Here is a 17,249-nt window from a genome sequence, read left to right as displayed (position 1 = left end):
TCGCTCCTCTTTCTCACCAGGACCAACCCTGCCAGTCGTTATAGGTCGAGTCGTAGCGGCGCCCCCACCACGGTAGGTAGGCGTCGCTCTCGCCTCGTGCTCTGAACCAGTCCGCGTCGGGATCGATCGGGTTCAGCTTTTCGGGAGGTTTGATCACGACGGCAACCGGCTCGTCTAAATTCGTCGTGCCCGCCACGAGGACATTGCCGCCTAAATGGTTGGCGCGCCCGATCGCAAGGACGACGTTGGTGAGTGCCGTCCCAGCGCCCATGTAGCCAAGCAGCGCCGCTGTATTGAAGGTCTGCTTCTGGAACTCGAATTCCGGCAAGGTTTCCGTGAGGGTACGGCCTAGCGTGCCGATACGCTGCGACGCCTCGTCGCTGCCCTTGCCTGCGTCGTGAACGACGTAGTCGATATCACTCACCGATACGTTCGCGTTGTTTGCCGCAGCCGCAATCGCCGCTTTCCATGCCTGGATTGCTCGCGTCGTGCCGGCCGTTTTCTCGTAGTCTTTGACGTTGCCAGTCGCCGCCTTGCCGATCCAGGCGAGCGGTGCGCGTTCAGTTTTCATCTCCGACCCGGCGAGAATCAGCAGCACAATGTTTTCGTTGAGCTGACTATCTTTCGGTGGGAAGCTCGGCGCGTCCCAGTTCATTACCCAGACGCTTTCCTGCGGGTGCACCTGCAGGTGGTCGAGTGCGGCGTTCAGCGAGGTGAAGCCTGAGTTAGGGCCACCCTGCGTAATATGTACGTCGGGCGGCGCATCTTTACTCCAGAGGTCGGGAAATGACTTGTTACCGATTTCGAAGTACCTCATGATCCTTCTAGTTAGATACATTTGCGCTTCGGCCGGATCCAGACGGTCGGAAGGGATCGCAAGTTCGACGTGGATGCCGGCCAATTCACGCCACTTCCTTCTATCATCTGGCTTGACGGTATAGAAATACTTCCCGTTCATCACATATCTCTCGTCGAAAAGCCCGAGCAGCCTGTCGATGTACTTGTGGTAGAAGCCCTTAAACGTTTCCTCGCCGTCATTTCCCGAGGCGATTCCTGCAATAGGCTGAAGCGTTGTAAAGCTTGCGGGATCCGTCCTCACCATGTCGTCGTTCTTGTTCGGCTTGACGAGACCAAGCGTCCATAAAGTTTGCCACTCGGTCGGATAATCGCGACGCTGCAGCGGGTTCAGCCACTCGAGCCCCACTACCTGTGCAACGAATCGCTTAGGGGACTCCACTGGCGCGGGCTTCGTCGTGACAATTTGCGCGGTCGCCGTATCAAACACGCAGAGGGCGAAAAACGTGCTCACTGCGAGCACACATATCCCCATCCAAACAGGCAAATGCACCAATCGCTTCATGAGATCCTCGTCGCTTACTGATTGTGGCTCAACGTTCGTAAAGATCATCCAGGCAAGCGTCACGGCGGAAGTCAACAACGCCACACCGGCCGCAAGCGATAGCCGGCGAAGCCACGTTCCGATGAGCGCGTTCATACAATGCCCCCCGCATTCAGAAACAGGTCGCCCTCGCGCTGGTCCTGAATCGTCACCGGTCTGACGGCCTCGGGATCGGCGCGCACCCAATCATGTAGGGGCACGCCGTTTTGAGTCCCCATGTCAAAGTATTCCCAGTACGTCTTGGCCGGATTGGTGTCGCTCAAACCATATCCGAACCGCCAGTCGGCCTCGACGCGAAGCCACTTCCAGTCGCGCTCCGAGAGGTAGCAAAGGCCAATCGCAATGTCGTAAGCGAGTGCTTTCTCCGCATGCATCGGATTCGTCAATGTCGTCGAGTGGTTCGTCGGATTGTTGTTGCTGCCCTCCTTCAGAATCTTGCCGATCTGCCCGTTACGCCATGCTTTGTATTCGACCGTCGCCTTGGCCAGATTGTCCTCGCCGACCACCTTGCCGTCGTCGTTCACCCACCCTTTGGTGCGGCCGTGCCGCTCATTTCGGCGAGCCTCCTGCCGCATCAGCGCATGGTCCTCGTAGCGTTGCGCCGCCTCGCTTTCCTGCGTGCCCTGCGCGTGCATCTCAGGTTTGCGCGAGCTGAAAGTGTCATAGGCGTCATCTGCTTCCTTCTCCGCCTCGCTCTTTTGCGCGTTGCGTGCTGCCGAAGGCGGGTCGTAGGTTTCGTTGAACCGGCTCTTCAAGCCATCAACGACAATCTCCGACACCCTCCCATAACGCATCGCCTCGGGCTCGAACGGCTCGTCCAGCTTCGGAGCGGTTACAGGGATGGTCCAGTTCTCCGGCGGATCTGCATTGATGCGCGGCTTCACGATGAGCCGCGCGAAATAGAGAAGCGGCGCCGATGCCAACGTACCCAGCGCGGCAAGCGGATTCTCGTTCGCGTTCAATGCGCGGTAGAGCCCGAATTCGGCACTCGGCGACGGCGGATACCAAAATCCCTTGCTCCGGTTCACCGTCGCCCGCCAGTCGTCTTCCCAATAGCGATACGTAGGGCTGTCAGCTGGATCCTTTCCGACTACCCATCCCGATGCGAAGACACGCTGCGTGAGGACGCCATGACCGCCCGTCCGCTCGATCTCCTCGGCGCTCATGCCGCGCCAGCCGATGCCTTGCACGGTCGTCGCCGAAATCACCTGATCGTGCGGGCAGCAATAGAGCGTCACGCGGCCTAGCGTGTGGCCGTTCAGGCCGTGACTCGTGCGGTCCTGCCCGGCGCTATACGGCTTACCTTTCGCAGATAGTCGCTTGTTGCCCATGTCCTCATCGAGTTCACGCGCATCGGGCTCCAGTGCGGCGCGCTTGCCCAAAATCTCGAAGAAGGCTTTCAACGTCTCAGCCCGCGCGTTGAACGTCGCGCGGCCACGATTGCCATCGGCGTCGCGCACCGTGCGTTGCGCCCAATTCTCCATGCCCAGCTTTTCGACGAGGCTGTACGGCGCATTGGCCAACACGTAGGCGTCCGCCACACAGCTACCGGGCTTGCCCCACGGGTCAGTCACATCGGACATCCGGTCACCGAGAAACGCGGCCGCCAGCCCGATCATGTTGCCCTGGCTGTGACAGACGACGGTGATCGGCACATCGGCTTGCTTCTCGCGTATCGATTTGATCAGCTTCGCGAGCCGCAGCGCGGCCATCACCATGTAGGCGCGCGGCGGCGTCTGATAGACCAGGCGCGGCGTGGAATTCAACGCCTGCACCGTGAGCCAGCCGAAGATTCGGTCATCGAGCCCCGGACTCCATAGATCCGCGAGGCTCGAACAGCCATTCGCAAACGGGCCGCCGCCCCAATAGTTGTGCTCGTTTAGAAACAAGTTTGCGCCGTAGTCCTTCAAGTCCTGCTTGTTCGCCTTGTAGCCCCAACGGAAATGGATGACCGGCGAGAACGACGGATCCGGCTTGATATAAGTCTCAGCCCACATCTTTGGATTGACATAGCCGTCGGGTGTCAAACTCTCGATATAGCTGACCGGCGCCATCTGCCCGGCCTTGACCCCCGTATAAGCCAGCTGATCGTCCAAGCGTCCCAACCGCCGGTTCAGCCCTTTGCAGAGCCCCTCCTCGGCGGCGGTGTACCACTCGCCTTCAGAGTTCACGCCGTGTACGAAAATAACGACGCCCGGCAGCGGCATCTGTTTGACACAGATCAGTTCACTGTCCATGTCGAAGAGCGTGACGCCCTCCGCAGTGCCGACCAGGATCCGCGGCGGCATCCTTTTTCCGGCCTCGTCCGGCGATGCAACAGTGCTTTGATCCGATTCGGTCGTGTCCTTGTTAGCCCGTTCTTTAACTCGGTTCTGCATCGCCTACTCTCTTGCTTTGTTATTGCCTCTGTTCGTATCGAATCGCTCCAATTGCGCATATGCGATACGCATGAAGCGATCGCATGTGAACGAGGCGAACGATGCGCCGCGAAAGCTATCGCGATCTTCTAGTGCGATCAAACTAGGACGAAATAACGGGAGGGACGACTCGGGCCCGCATCAACAGGGGCGATGCGGATTGGGTGAGAGAACTGGCCTCGACTGCGCCGTTCGTGTAGATTCGCGGCACAGCCCCCGTTGCCGCTTTTCCCGTCGATGCTTTCACCCCAACAGAAATCATTTGTCAGCGCGCCCTCCCCGGCTGCCTCACCGCAGCCTTCCAGCGCGCAATCGATACCCGCGAACAGCTGGGACGCCAGCCTCGAGCTCCGCTTCACGCGTAATGTCGATCGCACGACGTTATCGAAGCGCCTCCATCGCGGCCCGCTACTCGTGCAGCGGCCGCTCTACCCCGAAGGCGATGGGATCTGCCATGCGGTGATCGTCCATCCGCCCGGCGGCGTGGCCGGCGGCGACCGGCTCGTCATCGACATCGGTGTGAGCGAAGCCGCACACGCGGTCTTGACGACACCGGGCGCGACGAAGTGGTACAAGGCCAACGCGCAACGGGCCGCGCAAAAAATCCAAATCGACGTAGCCGCAAATGGAAAGCTCGATTGGCTGCCGCAGAACAACATCGTCTTCGACGATGCGCGAGCCGACCTCGAATTCGCCCTCACCATCGCACCGGGGGCAACGGCCATCGGCTGGGATGCGATGCAGCTCGGCCGGCAAGCGGCCGGAGAACGGTGGGCGAACGGCGAGCTGACTTCCCTCACCTCCCTCGCACTACAAGACGACGGCCACAGCTCGCTCCTATGGCATGAACGGGCCCAGTTGGACGCACGTGATTCGCTGCGCGATGCACCCCAAGGCCTGGCCGGGTTCGCTGCCTTCGGCACGCTATGGGCAGTCGGCGCGGCCTGCACGCCGGAGCTCGCGGAAACGTTAGCCGAGCAGTTGCCGTTCGAATCAACGCTGCGCGCAGGCGCGACAGCGCTGCCCGGCGGGGTGCTGCTCGTGCGCGTGCTCGCCTCGTCGATGGAGCCGTTGCAGCAGCTCATGCACCAATGCTGGACCACGCTGCGGCCCATCGTTCATGGTGTCGCCGCTCGCCCGCTGCGCCTTTGGGCGACGTGAGCCGGCTCGAAACGCCATGCAACGGGGCATGGAAGCACCACAATGAAGCGAATATCGGTACACACGTGCTAATTCGGTGCATCCAACCCTCCCGCCCACTGATACAGGAAGGGCCTGACAGGCCAGACCAGTTGCAGGTGTCGTTGGCATAAGCCTTGCTCAATCCGGCGCTCAAATCGGCTACGGACGGTGTCGCATTTCCCGCGGCGCGAGTGGCCGCGTAGGAGACCATTCCATGAAGCAACGTTTCATCGGGCGCGCCTTTGCCGCGCTCGTCGCCGCCGTCGCCGTGGTCGCCGCGACATCGAGTCAGAACGCCCAAGCCGATGCGCTCGACACCATCGCGAAGAGCGGCGTGCTGCGTGTCGCCGTACCCGAGGACTATCCACCGTTCGGATCGGTCGGCACCGATATGAAGCCGCAGGGCTACGACATCGACATGGCCGGCGTGCTCGCGAAGTCGCTGAACGCGAAGCTCGAGCTGGTGCCCGTCAACAGCGCGAACCGGATTCCCTACCTGACGACCAACAAGGTCGATCTCGTCATCTCCTCGCTCGGCAAGACGCCCGAGCGCGAGAAGGTCATCGACTTCTCGCAAGCCTACGCACCCTACTACCAGGGCGTCTTCGGCCCGGCCGACGTCAAGGTCGCGAGCCCGGCCGATTTGACGGGCAAAACGGTAGGCGCGACGCGCGGCGCGCTCGAAGAAGTCGCGCTGACTCAGATGGCCCCCAATGCGACTATCAAGCGCTTCGACGACAACAACGCCACGATCGCAGCGTTCCTCTCGGGACAGGTCGAGCTGATCGCCGCCGGCAACGTCGTGGCCGCCGCCATCATCGCGAAGAAGCCGCCGCGCCTGCCCGAGCCGAAGTTCGTCATCAAGAGCTCGCCCTGCTACGTGGGTCTCAACAAGAACGAAACGCGTCTGCTCGAAAAGGTTAACGCCGCGATCGCCAACGCAAGGCATGACGGCACGCTCGACGCGATCTCGAAGAAGTGGCTCGGCCAGCCGCTGCCGGCTTCGCTGTAATGAGCTACGCGCTGCAATTCGGCGACCTCGCGCAATACGCGGGCATGTTTGCGCGCGGGGCGGCGTTCACGCTCGGGCTGACGGCGGCCTCGACAGTGCTCGGCGTCGCGATCGGCATCGGCGGGGCCGCCGCGCGCGACGCGCGCTCTGCCCCGTTGCGCGCGATCGCGTCAGCCTATGTCGAAGCGATTCGCAACACGCCGTTCATCATCCAATTGTTCTTCGTCTTCTTCGGCCTTCCGGCCCTCGGTCTACGGCTCGATGAGATCTCCGCATCGGTCATTGCGATGACGCTGAACCTCGGCGCCTATGCCACGGAGATCATTCGCGCAGGCGTGGCCGCGGTGCCGCGCGGACATCTCGAAGCCGCGGCCTCGCTCGCCATGACACCCGCGCAAACCTATCGGCATGTCGTGCTGCCCCAGGCCCTCGCAAAGGTGTTCCCGGCGCTGTCGAGCCAGATCGTCATTGTCATGCTCGGCTCGGCCGTCGTCTCGCAGATCTCGGTACCCGATCTGACCTACGCGGCGAGCTACATCCAGTCGCGCAATTTCCGGGCGTTCGAAACGTATCTCGCGATTACCGTGGCCTATCTCGGGCTTGCCGTCGTCGTGCGTGCCCTGCTCAATATCGCAGGCCGGCGGCTCTTCCTGCGAGGTACACGATGATCGAGTTCAGCCTCACGCAAATCCTCGAGAATCTGCTGCTCGCCGCGCGCTGGACGGTCCTGCTCTCGCTCGTCTCCTTCGCCTCGGGCGGCATCGCGGGCTTTCTGCTGCTGCTCGCACGCGTATCCCCGTCGTTCGCGCTGCGCAGTGCCGCGAAGATTTACATCGAAATCTTCCAGGGCACGCCGCTTTTGATGCAGCTTTTCGTCGTGTTCTTCGGACTGCCGCTCATCGGACTCGACGTCGACCCATGGGTGGCCGCAACGCTCGGTCTCACGTTCTTTACGAGCGCTTACCTCGCCGAAATCTGGCGCGGTTGCGTCGAAGCGATCCCGCGCGGGCAATGGGAAGCGTCCGCAAGCCTCGCGATGAACTACTTCGAGCAATTGAGGCATGTGATCCTTCCGCAGGCCTTTCGAATCGCCATCGCACCGACGGTCGGCTTTTCCGTGCAAGCGGTGAAGGACACGGCGCTCGTCTCGATCATCGGCTTCACCGAGCTCACGAAGGCGGGAACGGTGATCTCGAACGCGACGTTCCGCCCGTTCCTCGTCTACGGCTGCGTCGCGCTCATTTACTTCGCACTCTGCTATCCGCTGTCGCGCACCGCCCGTGCGCTGGAGAGAAAACTCAATGTCGCTCGTTGAAGTCACCGCGCTCCATAAGCAGTTCGGCTCGGCCCATGTCCTGAAGGGCATCGACCTGAACGTCGAAAAAGGCCAAGTGGTCACGATCATCGGCCGCAGCGGCTCGGGCAAGAGCACGCTCCTGCGCACGCTGAACGGGCTCGAAAGCATCGATTCGGGATCGATCGATATCGACGGCGAACGCATCGATGCCCGCCATGCGGACCTGCGGCGCTTGCGGCTCAAGGTCGGCATGGTGTTCCAGCAATACAATCTGTTCCCCCACCTGACGGCCGGCGAGAACGTCATGCTCGCGCAAACCGTCGTCAAGAAAGCGCCGCGCGCGAAAGCCCACGCTTGCGCGGAGCAAATGCTTCAGCGCGTGGGCCTCGGCGACAAGTTCGACGCCTACCCGAGCCAGCTCTCGGGTGGCCAGCAGCAGCGCGTCGCCATTGCACGCGCGCTTGCCATGGAGCCGTCATTGCTACTGTGCGACGAAATCACGTCGGCGCTCGATCCGGAACTCGTCGGCGAAGTGCTCGGCGTGGTCGAGCAATTGGCGAGCGAGGGAATGACGCTTATCATGGTCACCCACGAAATGCGCTTCGCGCGCCGCGTGAGCGATACCGTCGTCTTCATGCATCAAGGGCGCGTCTGGGAGAGCGGCCCGCCCGAGCAAATGTTCGGATCGCCGCAGAGCATAGAATTGCAGAAATTCGTCCAGTAACGGAACGGCAACCGCGCTCGAGCACCGCTCGGCAAGCAGGCAAAACGATGAAGCTCACACCACGCGAAAAAGACAAGCTGCTCATCTTCACGGCGGCGCTGCTGGCCGAGCGCCGCAAGGCCCGCGGGCTCAAGCTCAATTACCCGGAGGCCGTCGCGTTCATCACGGCGGCGCTGATGGAAGCGGCGCGCGACGGCCAGACTGTCGCCGAGCTCATGCATTACGGCACGACGCTGCTCACGCGCGACGACGTCATGGAAGGCGTGCCCGAAATGATCCCCGATATTCAAATCGAAGCAACGTTCCCCGACGGCACAAAACTCGTGACCGTCCACCATCCGATTCCGTAAGCGTGCGAGGCAAGGTCCCATGATCCCTGGCGAAATCCTGACCGAGCCCGGCGAAATCGAGCTCAATGCCGGCCGCGAGACGGTCGTGCTGGTCGTTGCAAATACGGGCGACCGCCCCGTGCAAGTCGGCTCGCATTTCCATTTCTATGAAGCGAACGCCGCTCTCTCGTTCGATCGCGAGCGGGCGCGCGGCTTCAGGCTCAATATCGCGGCCGGCACCGCCGTGCGCTTTGAGCCGGGCCAGGAGCGCACGGTCGAACTCGTCGCATTAGCCGGCGACCGTACTGTCTATGGCTTCAACGGCAAGGTGATGGGCCCGCTCTGAGGCGTTCTCGCACCCGCGACCGATCGCCGCCGCACCGCACCGCACCGCCCTGCCGACACACGCGCTGTAAGCCCGACGCTTATTCTTTCGGACACCGAAACATCATGACTCTTCGCATCGATCGCCGCGCCTACGCGGAAATGTTCGGCCCCACCACGGGCGACCGGATCCGGCTTGCCGATACCGAGCTGCTGATCGAAATCGAGCGCGATTTCACCGTCTACGGCGAGGAAGTGAAGTTCGGCGGCGGTAAGGTCATCCGCGACGGCATGGGGCAATCGCAGCGCGTCGCGGCCGAAGTGGCCGACACCGTCGTAACGAATGCGGTGATTCTCGATCATTGGGGCATCGTCAAGGCCGACATTGCGATCAAGAACGGCCGCATCGCCGCGATCGGCAAGGCCGGCAATCCCGACATTCAGTCTGGCGTCACGATCGCGATCGGGGCGGCGACGGAGGTGATCGCCGGCGAAGGGTTGATCGTGACGGCGGGCGGCGTCGATACGCATATTCACTTCATCAGTCCCCAGCAGATCGACGAAGCGCTCGCATCGGGCGTGACGACGATGCTCGGCGGCGGCACGGGGCCCGCCACGGGCACAAACGCCACGACCTGCACGCCCGGCCCCTGGCACCTCGAGCGCATGCTGCAGGCGGCTGACGGTTGGCCGATGAACCTCGGCTTTCTCGGCAAGGGCAACGCGAGCCTGCCCGATCCGCTCGTCGAGCAAATCAAGGCCGGCGCCATCGGCCTCAAGCTGCACGAAGACTGGGGCACGACGCCGGCCGCGATCGACAATTGCCTCTCCGTAGCCGACTCGACCGACACGCAAGTCGCCATCCACACCGACACGCTCAACGAGGCCGGCTTCGTCGAAGCGACGGTGGCCGCCTTCAAGGGTCGCACGATTCACACCTATCACACCGAAGGCGCCGGCGGCGGCCACGCGCCCGACATCATCAAGGTCTGCGGCGAGGCGAACGTGCTGCCGTCGTCGACGAATCCAACGCGCCCCTACACCATCAACACGCTCGACGAGCACCTCGACATGCTGATGGTCTGCCACCATCTCGATCCTTCGATCGCCGAGGATCTCGCGTTCGCCGAATCGCGGATTCGCCGTGAAACGATCGCGGCCGAGGACATCCTGCATGACCTCGGCGCACTGTCAATGCTTTCGTCGGATTCGCAGGCGATGGGACGCGTCGGCGAGGTCATCATCCGCACCTGGCAAACCGCGCACAAGATGAAGGTGCAACGCGGAGCGCTGCCCGAAGACAGCTCGCGCAACGATAACTTTCGTGCGAAGCGCTATGTGGCCAAGTACACGATCAATCCGGCGCTCACGCACGGCATCGCGCATGAAGTGGGTTCGATCGAGGCCGGCAAATGGGCCGACCTCGTGTTCTGGGAGCCGGCGTTCTTCGGGATCAAGCCGACGCTCGTCCTGAAGGGCGGGATGATCGCACTCGCGCAGATGGGCGACCCCAACGCTTCGATTCCTACGCCGCAGCCCGTTCACTATCGCGAGATGTTCGCGACACGCGGTGGCGCGCTCGCGCGGACTTCGCTGACGTTCGTTTCGCAGATGGCGGCCGATGCCGGCATTGCCGAACGGTACGGTCTCAACAAAGTCGTCGTGCCTGTGCGCGGCTGTCGCGACATCTCGAAGGCGGACATGATTCACAACTCGTGGCAGCCGTCGATCAGCGTCGATCCCGAAACGTACCAGGTGGTGGCGGACGGTCAGTTGCTCACCTGTGAGCCGGCCAAGGTGCTGCCGATGGCGCAGCGCTACTTTTTGTTCTGAGTCCTAAGCTTCGTTTCAGTCATGCGCACGATCGATAAACGCCTCGCCCCCAACGTCATCGCCCGTTCGCTCGTCGCGCGCGCCCCGACGCTAACGCTCGCCTACGACGCGCGCTGCAAGAGCCGCCTCGCCGCCTCGCTCGACAACGGCGAGGAAGTCGCGCTCGTGTTGCCGCGCGGCACCGTGCTCGCCGACGGCGACGTGCTCGTCGCCGACGATGGCGGGCTCGTGCGCGTCGTCGCCGCCAACGAATCGGTGCTTCTCGTCCGCGCGCCCGATGCGTTGACGCTCACGCGCGCCGCCTACCATCTCGGCAACCGTCATACACCGGTCGAACTCGGCGCGGACTACCTGAAGCTCGAGGCGGATCCCGTACTTGAAGAAATGCTGAAGCGGCTCGGGGCACGGGTGGAAACCGCGTCGTTGCCATTCCAGCCTGAATCAGGCGCATACGGCGGCGGGCATCGGCATGGTCACGATGCGACGTTCCACGAAGACTATGCGATCGCGCAGCAGGTGTTCGAAGAACACCACGGGCATGAGCACGGTCATGCGCACGATCACGGCCATGCCCACGATCACGGACATGGGCATCACCATCATCATGGTGACGATCATTGCCATGATCACGATCACGGCTGCACGCACGATCACGGCGAGCACGACGACGGTCATGCGCATCGCTGAACTGACTGCCCTGCTGCATCTTGCGTCGCCCGCGCTGCCGGTCGGCGCCTTCAGCTACTCGCAGGGCCTCGAATCGGCGATCGATGCACAATGGGTCACCGACACCGACAGCGCGCGCGCATGGATCGAAAGCGGCTTGACGAACGTGCTCGCGCGCTGTGAGTTGCCGTTTCTCGCACATCAGATCGAACGCTGGAATCGACTCGAAGCAGGCGCAATCGCTTCTGCCGATGCTGCGTTTCTTGCCAGCCGCGAATCTGCGGAGCTGAGGCGCGAAACGGAGCAAATGGGATGGTCGATGAAGCAGCTTTGCCTATCGCTCGAGTGGGGCAATGCCGAGCGCAGGGAAACGCTCGCTGCGTTGTCGCCCGTCGCTCAGCCAACTGCTTTTGCGTTCGCTGTCGCCGCGCACGCTATCGAAGCACCAGCCGCCCTCGCCGCCTATGCGTTCAGTTGGGTGGAAAATCAAGCTGCCGCCGCGCTGAAGGCTGTGCCGTTGGGTCAGATGGCGGGACAGCGCATCATCGTCGCGTTGCGCGACCCGATCGATAGAGCCGTGGCCCGCGCACTCGAAACGCCGCCCGATCGGATCAATACATTTGCGCCGATGCTTGGCGTGCTGTCGGCGCGGCATGAGTCGCAATACTCGCGGCTTTTCCGGTCTTAGTTTTGGAATAGAGGTATCGCTGTCATGAGAACGAAGAAATTGCCGCCGCTTCGCGTCGGTGTGGGCGGGCCCGTCGGCTCCGGCAAAACGACGCTGCTCGAAATGCTGTGCAAGGCGATGCGCGATCAGTACGACCTCGTCGCGATCACGAACGACATCTATACGAAGGAAGACCAACGTCTGCTGACGATCGCGGGCGCCTTGCCGGCTGAGCGCATCATGGGCGTCGAGACGGGTGGCTGCCCGCATACTGCGATTCGTGAGGATGCCTCGATCAACCTCGAAGCCGTCGACAGGATGCTCACGCGTTTTCCCGATGCAGATATCGTCTTCATCGAATCGGGCGGCGACAATTTGGCGGCCACGTTCAGCCCTGAACTTTCCGATCTGACGATCTACGTGATTGATGTGGCGGGCGGCGAGAAGATTCCGCGCAAAGGCGGCCCGGGCATCACGAAGTCGGATCTGCTCGTCATCAACAAGACTGACCTGGCACCGCTCGTTGGCGCCAATCTCGACGTCATGGCATCGGATACGCGAAAGATGCGCGGCGAGCGGCCATTCGTCATGTGTAATCTGAAAGCGCAGGACGGCCTAGCGGATGTGGTGTCCTTCATTGAGACGAAGGGGCTGCTGAAGGTCTGAGAAATGAAAAAACATAGCGTGAAAGGAATCGACGTTGAAGCGAGCTCGGGCAACGTCTTTGCGGATCTCGGGCTGGCGGACGCCGAAAAGCTTCAGATCAAATCGGGTCTCGTTATCGAAATCGCTCGTGCCGTGCGTTGTCTAGGATTGACCCAGCAAGAGGCTGAGCTCGGCCGCAGGCCCTACTCCTCAGCGGCTGCCCCGTCTCCCAACAGCGCCAACAACACTTCCACCGTCCGCGCGGTGGCCCCGCGATGCCGCGCGGCAAAAGCCGACGCGGCCGCCCCCATCGCCACGCGTCGCGGCCGATCGGCAAAGAGCTGATCGAGCGCCCGCGCGAGCGCTGCGGGATCCGCGACCTGTACCGCCGCACCAGCCGCGACCGCATCGGCCGTGGCCTGAGAAAAATTGAAGACGTGCGGCCCGATCAACACGGGCACACCCACGCCGCACGCCTCGATCAGGTTCTGCCCGCCAAGCGGCAGCAGGCTTCCCCCGATGAACGCGAGATCCGACGCGGCATAGTAAGCGCCCAGCTCACCCATCGAATCGCCGAGCAGGACGTCGATATCGGCAGCCAAAGGCGCATCGGCAACGCGCTCGGCCGCCGCGGCCGCGACAGCCTCCCCGCCCCACGCCGAACGCCGCACGCAGCGCAGACCGCGTCGCTGAACCAGATCGGCAACCTCGTCAAACCGCTGAGGATGCCGCGGCACGAGAACCAACAACGAACCTTTGGTCGCGAGTGCTTCGAATGCATCGAGGACGAGCGGCTCCTCGCCTTCGCGCGTACTCGCCGCCACCCAGACCGGCCGCGAACCGATCGCCCCGCGCCAAGCTCGCCCGCGCGCGAGGAGCTCCGTCGGCGTCGCCATATCGAACTTCAGGTTGCCGAGCACGGCCACCTGCCGCGCCCCAAGCGCCGTCAACCGTTCCGCATCGGACGGACTTTGCGCGAGCACGCGCGCAAAGCCGCCGAACACCTCACGCGTCGATTTGCCGAAACGCGCGGCGCGCTTGAACGATCGCGCCGACATTCGCGCATTCGTGAGCACGAGCGGCATATCGGCACGCCGACATTCGTCGATGAGCGTAGGCCAGACTTCCGTCTCCATCACGATGCCGAGCGAGGGCCGCCAGGCCCGCAAGAAGCGGCGCACCGCGCGCGGCATGTCATAGGGCAGATAGGCGCGCGCAACGCGGTCCCCGAAAAGCTGCTCGCCCGTCGCCCGGCCGCTCGGCGTCATATGGGTCAGAAGCACGCGCGCATCGGGTCGCGCTTTCATCAGTGCTTCGATGAGAGGCTGCGCCGCGCGCGTTTCGCCAACGGATACCGCGTGGACCCAGATGAGCGGCGCATCGTCATCAGGCGAACGCCCGCGTGTATGGCCGAATCGCTCGCCGATATGCTCGCGATAGCCGCGTTCGCGCCGTGAACGGATCAACAATCGCAGCACCGCGAGCGGCGCCACGATCCACCAGAGCAGGCGATAAACGACCCTCAAACCAGCGCCCGTCCCGTGAGCCGCTCGAGGATGCCAAGCGGCGCACACTCGGGCTCGGCCATCGCACGCACCGGCAGAAAAAAGGTCTGCTCGAGCATGAATTGACCCGACATCGCCGCATGTGAAGTCTGGTCCGAGAAACAGATCCAGACGCTGCCCGGCGGAAACGGCATCGTTTGCTGCGGGCTCGACTCTTGGTAGTCGAGGTCGGCCTTCATGGAATCGTGCAGATGAAGCATCAGATGGTCATACTCGCTGCGGCGCGACTTCGTGATGTGAAGCTGTTCGAGCAGCCACGCCGTGCCCGGGAGCTGCGGCTTGATGCGCGGCAAGAAACGCTTGGCCATCTGCTCGAACGGCTCGCCGACGCGCCACACGCGCGGCGTGCCATGCGGATTGACGTTCGCGAACACGCGCAAGATCCGCTCGCCGCGATTCGGCCGCGACGGAAAAGCATCGACATGCAGGCGGCTGTCATCCTTGCGCCAGGAGGTGTGGCGCGTCTCGACCTGCATGAGACGCAGGCTCGTCGGCGCGGCTCGCAGCTTGCCACCATACTCGGGAAAGAGACCATCGACGAGCGAAAGTGCGTTGTTCTGGTAGCGCGTGACGAGCGCGCGCACAGCCGATTGCCTGTCCGCATCGCCGATCACGCCGCGCAACGCGCCGCCCTTCGGCTCGAGGCTGATGTTCTTGCGCTCCGGATCCGCGAGCGCCGGATCGAGGAGTGCCGCCTCGCCGCCTTCGATGGCAAACCGCAGGTTCGGAAAATAAAGGACCTTGCCGCGCTCCAGCGCCGCAAGCAGCGTCTCGCGACGTACCGAGAGCGCTTGCCCTTGCCAATCGCCCGCGGCAACTTCGATGATTTGCGATTCGTTCATGTCCGTTTGAGCGCCGTCCTAGAGCAGGCCGAATCCGGCGAGCGCGGACTTCACCTGTTGCAGAGTGGGCGACGCGCCCCCCTCGCCGAGATTGATTACGTTAGGCGACCAATAGCCACCCGTGCGCCACGCGGTCGCGAAATTGTACAACTCGATCGTCGGACGTTTGAGCGCCGCGGCGATGTGGACGAGCCCCGTATCGACGCCGACGGTGGCCGCCGCCCCATCGAGCAAACCGACGACGGCCGGCAAAGAGAGCCGCGGCGGCACGATGGCGGCCGCGCCGAATTCCTTGGCGAGCCGTTCGCTCGTCGCTCGCTCGGCCTCGTTGCCCCATGGCAGCACGAGCGAAGCGCCGCGCGCGACGAGCGCGCGACCGAGCTCGATCCACGCGGATTCGGGCCATTGCTTGTCGGCGCGCGAAGTCGCATGCACGAACGCGACGTAAGGCAACGGAAGGTTCAAGCCGAGCTCGGAGATGGCAAGCGCCGCCCGCGAGGTATTGAAGCCGAAGTCGATATCGTCTTCGGGCGTGGGCGGTGGCAAATCGAGCGCCGCCGCGACGAGTTGACGCGTCCGCTCGACGACATGCGTGCGCGGGGCAATGGGCACTCGCCGATCGTAAAAGAAGCGCACGGGCCATTCATAGCCGGCGCCATCGGTCCGATTGCCGAGACCGACGAGCGGCCCACGCGCCCAGCTCGCGACCCAGGCGGTCTTGATGAGGCCCTGGCAATCGATCACGAGGTCGTAATGCTCGCCCGCGAGATCGCGGCGAAACGTCGCAACCTCGCGCCATGTCGCGGGCGACGGCAGCCGCTTGCGCCAGCGCCGCAGCGAAAACGGAATCGCGCGATGGACGCCCGTGACGAGCTGCACGAGATCGGCAAAGCTCTCTTCGACGAGCCAATCGATTTGCACGCCCGGATAACGCCGCCGGATATCCGCGACGGCCGGCATGTTATGGACGACGTCGCCCAGCGACGACACTCGGACGATCAGTATCTTTTGCACAACGAAAGAAAAAAGAAAGGTACGCAACGCGGCGGCAGAACCGCCGAGAGCGGAGAAAGTCCAACCGCTGCGCGAAAATTCGCAAGAACGCGGGGGAATCCGTCCAAGCGCGCGATTCTACCCTGCTTGAGGCGTTTTTCCGCGCTTCAGGGCTGCATCACACGCAAACGCACCCCTTTTTGTGTCGATGCGAACGCCTCAATGTTCGCCGGCCAATCCCTTTACAATGCTCGTCGCCGTCATCGCGTCCAAGACGCGAGTGCATCAGAAACGTCTAACGAAATATGCAGAAAATCTATCGATCCTCCGTTTTGCGCGTGACGCTGCCGCTTGCGGCAGCTGTTGCGCTGGGGGCGCTCGCCGCGTGCTCGAGTACTAAGCCGCCGTCGCCCCAGCAGGAATTCTTCGAGACGGGCTCGAGCCCGTTCTCGCGCACGTTCAACTCGAACAGCACGCAGACTTGCGAGGCCGCGCGCCGCGCGCTGTTGAATCAGGGCTATCTCGCCACGGCGACGCGCCCCGACACGATCGACGCCACGCGTGATTTCCAACCGAGCGGCGACAAACACATCACCGTCGAGTTTCATGTGGTCTGCACGCCCGGCGACGACCCGGAGAGCACGAGCATCGTCTACGCAAACGCGGTGCAAAGCGGCTACGCGCTAAAGAAAAGCGACACGTCGGCGAGCGTCGGCTTCAGCCTGCTCGGCTCGGTATCGCTCCCGATCCGTTCGAGCAGCGATTCGATGGTGAAAGTGTCGAGCGAGACGATCAAGGCGGGCACGTTCTACAAGCAATTCTTCGAGTACGTCGACCACTACTTGCACGCGGCGCCGAAGGCGTTGCGCGTCGCGCCTACGCCGATCAAGGAGGCACAATTGCCTGGCGGTCCGCCTGCGGCAGCCCCTGCGGCGGCCCCCGTCGCACCCGCGGTAGCTGCGGCAGCCTCGCAGCCGGCGGTCGCCGCGCCCGCGACGCATTCGGCAGTCACGGCGCCACCCGCAACGCAGCCAACGGCAACAGCGCCGGAGACGAAGGCCGCTCCACCGGCAACCGCGCAGCAAGCGACGATGGCGTCTGCAAGCACAGCAGCGGCAGCCGTAGCGGCACCCGCGCCGCTATCGACGCCGACAACGCCGCCCGCAACGGCTGTGGCGGCCGCTACCGTGACGACAGCGGCGGCCACGGCTCCCGCGTTGCCCACGCTTACGGCTCAGCCGGTCAGCTCGACCAAGCTGTCCGACCCGGCGCAGCCGGCGGCAAACCCGGCTGCGGCACCTCAGCCAGCCTCCGCCGCCGCGCCGGCCACGACCACGCCGTAACCGGCGACCGC

At 63.3% G+C, this 17,249-nt stretch carries 17 protein-coding genes and 1 pseudogene; 13 read left to right on the top strand and 5 right to left on the bottom strand.

The window, feature by feature from the left end:
• Positions 1-13 precede the first annotated feature (13 nt).
• Positions 14-1,495, bottom strand: a complete 1,482-nt coding sequence (locus tag AB4Y31_RS02810; RefSeq protein WP_368672610.1) for a virulence factor — start codon at positions 1,493-1,495, stop codon at positions 14-16.
• Positions 1,492-3,687 (bottom strand): hypothetical protein, encoded by a 2,196-nt coding sequence (locus tag AB4Y31_RS02805; RefSeq protein ID WP_368672609.1) that lies wholly within the window; start codon positions 3,685-3,687, stop codon positions 1,492-1,494. Before AB4Y31_RS02805 ends, AB4Y31_RS02810 begins: the two co-directional genes overlap by 4 nt.
• A gap of 366 nt (positions 3,688-4,053) precedes the next feature.
• Between AB4Y31_RS02805 and AB4Y31_RS02800 the strand changes: the two genes are divergently transcribed.
• The 12 genes and pseudogenes from AB4Y31_RS02800 to AB4Y31_RS02745 all read left to right on the top strand — a co-directional run.
• Complete coding sequence (locus AB4Y31_RS02800; RefSeq protein ID WP_368672608.1) at positions 4,054-4,977, top strand: urease accessory protein UreD; 924 nt, start codon at positions 4,054-4,056, stop codon at positions 4,975-4,977.
• A gap of 235 nt (positions 4,978-5,212) precedes the next feature.
• Positions 5,213-6,010 (top strand): transporter substrate-binding domain-containing protein, encoded by a 798-nt coding sequence (locus AB4Y31_RS02795; protein WP_368672607.1) that lies wholly within the window; start codon positions 5,213-5,215, stop codon positions 6,008-6,010.
• Positions 6,010-6,678, top strand: a complete 669-nt coding sequence (locus tag AB4Y31_RS02790; RefSeq protein ID WP_368672606.1) for an amino acid ABC transporter permease — start codon at positions 6,010-6,012, stop codon at positions 6,676-6,678. The genes AB4Y31_RS02795 and AB4Y31_RS02790 overlap by 1 nt, the downstream gene beginning before the upstream one ends.
• On the top strand, positions 6,675-7,325 hold the full coding sequence (locus tag AB4Y31_RS02785; protein ID WP_018442303.1) for an amino acid ABC transporter permease: 651 nt from the start codon (positions 6,675-6,677) through the stop codon (positions 7,323-7,325). Before AB4Y31_RS02790 ends, AB4Y31_RS02785 begins: the two co-directional genes overlap by 4 nt.
• Positions 7,312-8,031 (top strand): amino acid ABC transporter ATP-binding protein, encoded by a 720-nt coding sequence (locus AB4Y31_RS02780; protein ID WP_368672605.1) that lies wholly within the window; start codon positions 7,312-7,314, stop codon positions 8,029-8,031. The genes AB4Y31_RS02785 and AB4Y31_RS02780 overlap by 14 nt, the downstream gene beginning before the upstream one ends.
• A 47-nt stretch (positions 8,032-8,078) precedes the next feature.
• Positions 8,079-8,381, top strand: a complete 303-nt coding sequence (gene ureA / locus AB4Y31_RS02775; RefSeq protein ID WP_018442305.1) for an urease subunit gamma — start codon at positions 8,079-8,081, stop codon at positions 8,379-8,381.
• A 19-nt stretch (positions 8,382-8,400) separates the two neighbouring features.
• Positions 8,401-8,706, top strand: coding sequence for an urease subunit beta (locus AB4Y31_RS02770; protein ID WP_368672604.1), 306 nt, complete (start codon positions 8,401-8,403; stop codon positions 8,704-8,706).
• A gap of 104 nt (positions 8,707-8,810) precedes the next feature.
• Positions 8,811-10,517: an urease subunit alpha gene (gene ureC, locus AB4Y31_RS02765; RefSeq protein ID WP_368672603.1), complete on the top strand. Its 1,707-nt coding sequence runs from the start codon at positions 8,811-8,813 to the stop codon at positions 10,515-10,517.
• Between the two features lie 21 nt (positions 10,518-10,538).
• Positions 10,539-11,204, top strand: a complete 666-nt coding sequence (gene ureE, locus AB4Y31_RS02760; protein ID WP_368672602.1) for an urease accessory protein UreE — start codon at positions 10,539-10,541, stop codon at positions 11,202-11,204.
• A complete protein-coding gene (locus AB4Y31_RS02755; protein WP_368673430.1) occupies positions 11,191-11,871 on the top strand; it encodes an urease accessory protein UreF in 681 nt (226 codons plus the stop codon). Before ureE ends, AB4Y31_RS02755 begins: the two co-directional genes overlap by 14 nt.
• Positions 11,872-11,895: 24 nt before the next feature.
• On the top strand, positions 11,896-12,516 hold the full coding sequence (gene ureG, locus AB4Y31_RS02750; RefSeq protein WP_368672601.1) for an urease accessory protein UreG: 621 nt from the start codon (positions 11,896-11,898) through the stop codon (positions 12,514-12,516).
• Positions 12,517-12,519: 3 nt separating this feature from the next.
• Positions 12,520-12,681, top strand: a pseudogene (locus tag AB4Y31_RS02745) (XRE family transcriptional regulator); the annotation flags it as partial.
• A 17-nt stretch (positions 12,682-12,698) separates the two neighbouring features.
• Here the strand turns inward: AB4Y31_RS02745 and waaA are convergent.
• Genes waaA through waaC form a run of 3 tightly spaced genes read right to left on the bottom strand, consistent with a single transcriptional unit; the run spans position 12,699 to position 15,916 of the window.
• Positions 12,699-14,021, bottom strand: coding sequence for a lipid IV(A) 3-deoxy-D-manno-octulosonic acid transferase (gene waaA, locus AB4Y31_RS02740; protein WP_368672600.1), 1,323 nt, complete (start codon positions 14,019-14,021; stop codon positions 12,699-12,701).
• Positions 14,018-14,902 carry a Kdo hydroxylase family protein gene (locus AB4Y31_RS02735; RefSeq protein ID WP_368672599.1) on the bottom strand — a complete coding sequence of 295 codons (885 nt, stop codon included), beginning with the start codon at positions 14,900-14,902 and terminating at the stop codon, positions 14,018-14,020. The genes waaA and AB4Y31_RS02735 overlap by 4 nt, the downstream gene beginning before the upstream one ends.
• Positions 14,903-14,920: 18 nt before the next feature.
• Positions 14,921-15,916: a lipopolysaccharide heptosyltransferase I gene (waaC, locus tag AB4Y31_RS02730; protein WP_368672598.1), complete on the bottom strand. Its 996-nt coding sequence runs from the start codon at positions 15,914-15,916 to the stop codon at positions 14,921-14,923.
• Between the two features lie 284 nt (positions 15,917-16,200).
• Between waaC and AB4Y31_RS02725 the strand changes: the two genes are divergently transcribed.
• A complete protein-coding gene (locus AB4Y31_RS02725) occupies positions 16,201-17,238 on the top strand; it encodes a DUF2242 domain-containing protein (RefSeq protein ID WP_368672597.1) in 1,038 nt (345 codons plus the stop codon).
• Positions 17,239-17,249 lie beyond the last annotated feature (11 nt).

This window comes from Trinickia sp. EG282A (genome assembly GCF_040965455.1).
Lineage (GTDB): Bacteria > Pseudomonadota > Gammaproteobacteria > Burkholderiales > Burkholderiaceae > Trinickia > Trinickia symbiotica.
The sequence above is the reverse complement of the archived record's forward strand: the minus strand, read 5'-3'. Positions and strand labels throughout refer to the sequence as shown.

Coding starts and splice junctions, on each gene's coding strand:
- AB4Y31_RS02805 (WP_368672609.1), bottom strand. CDS start 3,687: ATGCCGCCGCGGATCCTGGTCGGCACTGCGGAGGGCGTCACGCTCTTC.
- AB4Y31_RS02790 (WP_368672606.1), top strand. CDS start 6,010: ATGAGCTACGCGCTGCAATTCGGCGACCTCGCGCAATACGCGGGCATG.
- AB4Y31_RS02800 (WP_368672608.1), top strand. CDS start 4,054: ATGCTTTCACCCCAACAGAAATCATTTGTCAGCGCGCCCTCCCCGGCT.
- ureC (WP_368672603.1), top strand. CDS start 8,811: ATGACTCTTCGCATCGATCGCCGCGCCTACGCGGAAATGTTCGGCCCC.
- AB4Y31_RS02785 (WP_018442303.1), top strand. CDS start 6,675: ATGATCGAGTTCAGCCTCACGCAAATCCTCGAGAATCTGCTGCTCGCC.
- AB4Y31_RS02770 (WP_368672604.1), top strand. CDS start 8,401: ATGATCCCTGGCGAAATCCTGACCGAGCCCGGCGAAATCGAGCTCAAT.
- AB4Y31_RS02725 (WP_368672597.1), top strand. CDS start 16,201: ATGCAGAAAATCTATCGATCCTCCGTTTTGCGCGTGACGCTGCCGCTT.
- AB4Y31_RS02735 (WP_368672599.1), bottom strand. CDS start 14,902: ATGAACGAATCGCAAATCATCGAAGTTGCCGCGGGCGATTGGCAAGGG.
- ureG (WP_368672601.1), top strand. CDS start 11,896: ATGAGAACGAAGAAATTGCCGCCGCTTCGCGTCGGTGTGGGCGGGCCC.
- AB4Y31_RS02755 (WP_368673430.1), top strand. CDS start 11,191: ATGCGCATCGCTGAACTGACTGCCCTGCTGCATCTTGCGTCGCCCGCG.
- ureA (WP_018442305.1), top strand. CDS start 8,079: ATGAAGCTCACACCACGCGAAAAAGACAAGCTGCTCATCTTCACGGCG.
- AB4Y31_RS02795 (WP_368672607.1), top strand. CDS start 5,213: ATGAAGCAACGTTTCATCGGGCGCGCCTTTGCCGCGCTCGTCGCCGCC.
- AB4Y31_RS02810 (WP_368672610.1), bottom strand. CDS start 1,495: ATGAACGCGCTCATCGGAACGTGGCTTCGCCGGCTATCGCTTGCGGCC.
- AB4Y31_RS02780 (WP_368672605.1), top strand. CDS start 7,312: ATGTCGCTCGTTGAAGTCACCGCGCTCCATAAGCAGTTCGGCTCGGCC.
- ureE (WP_368672602.1), top strand. CDS start 10,539: ATGCGCACGATCGATAAACGCCTCGCCCCCAACGTCATCGCCCGTTCG.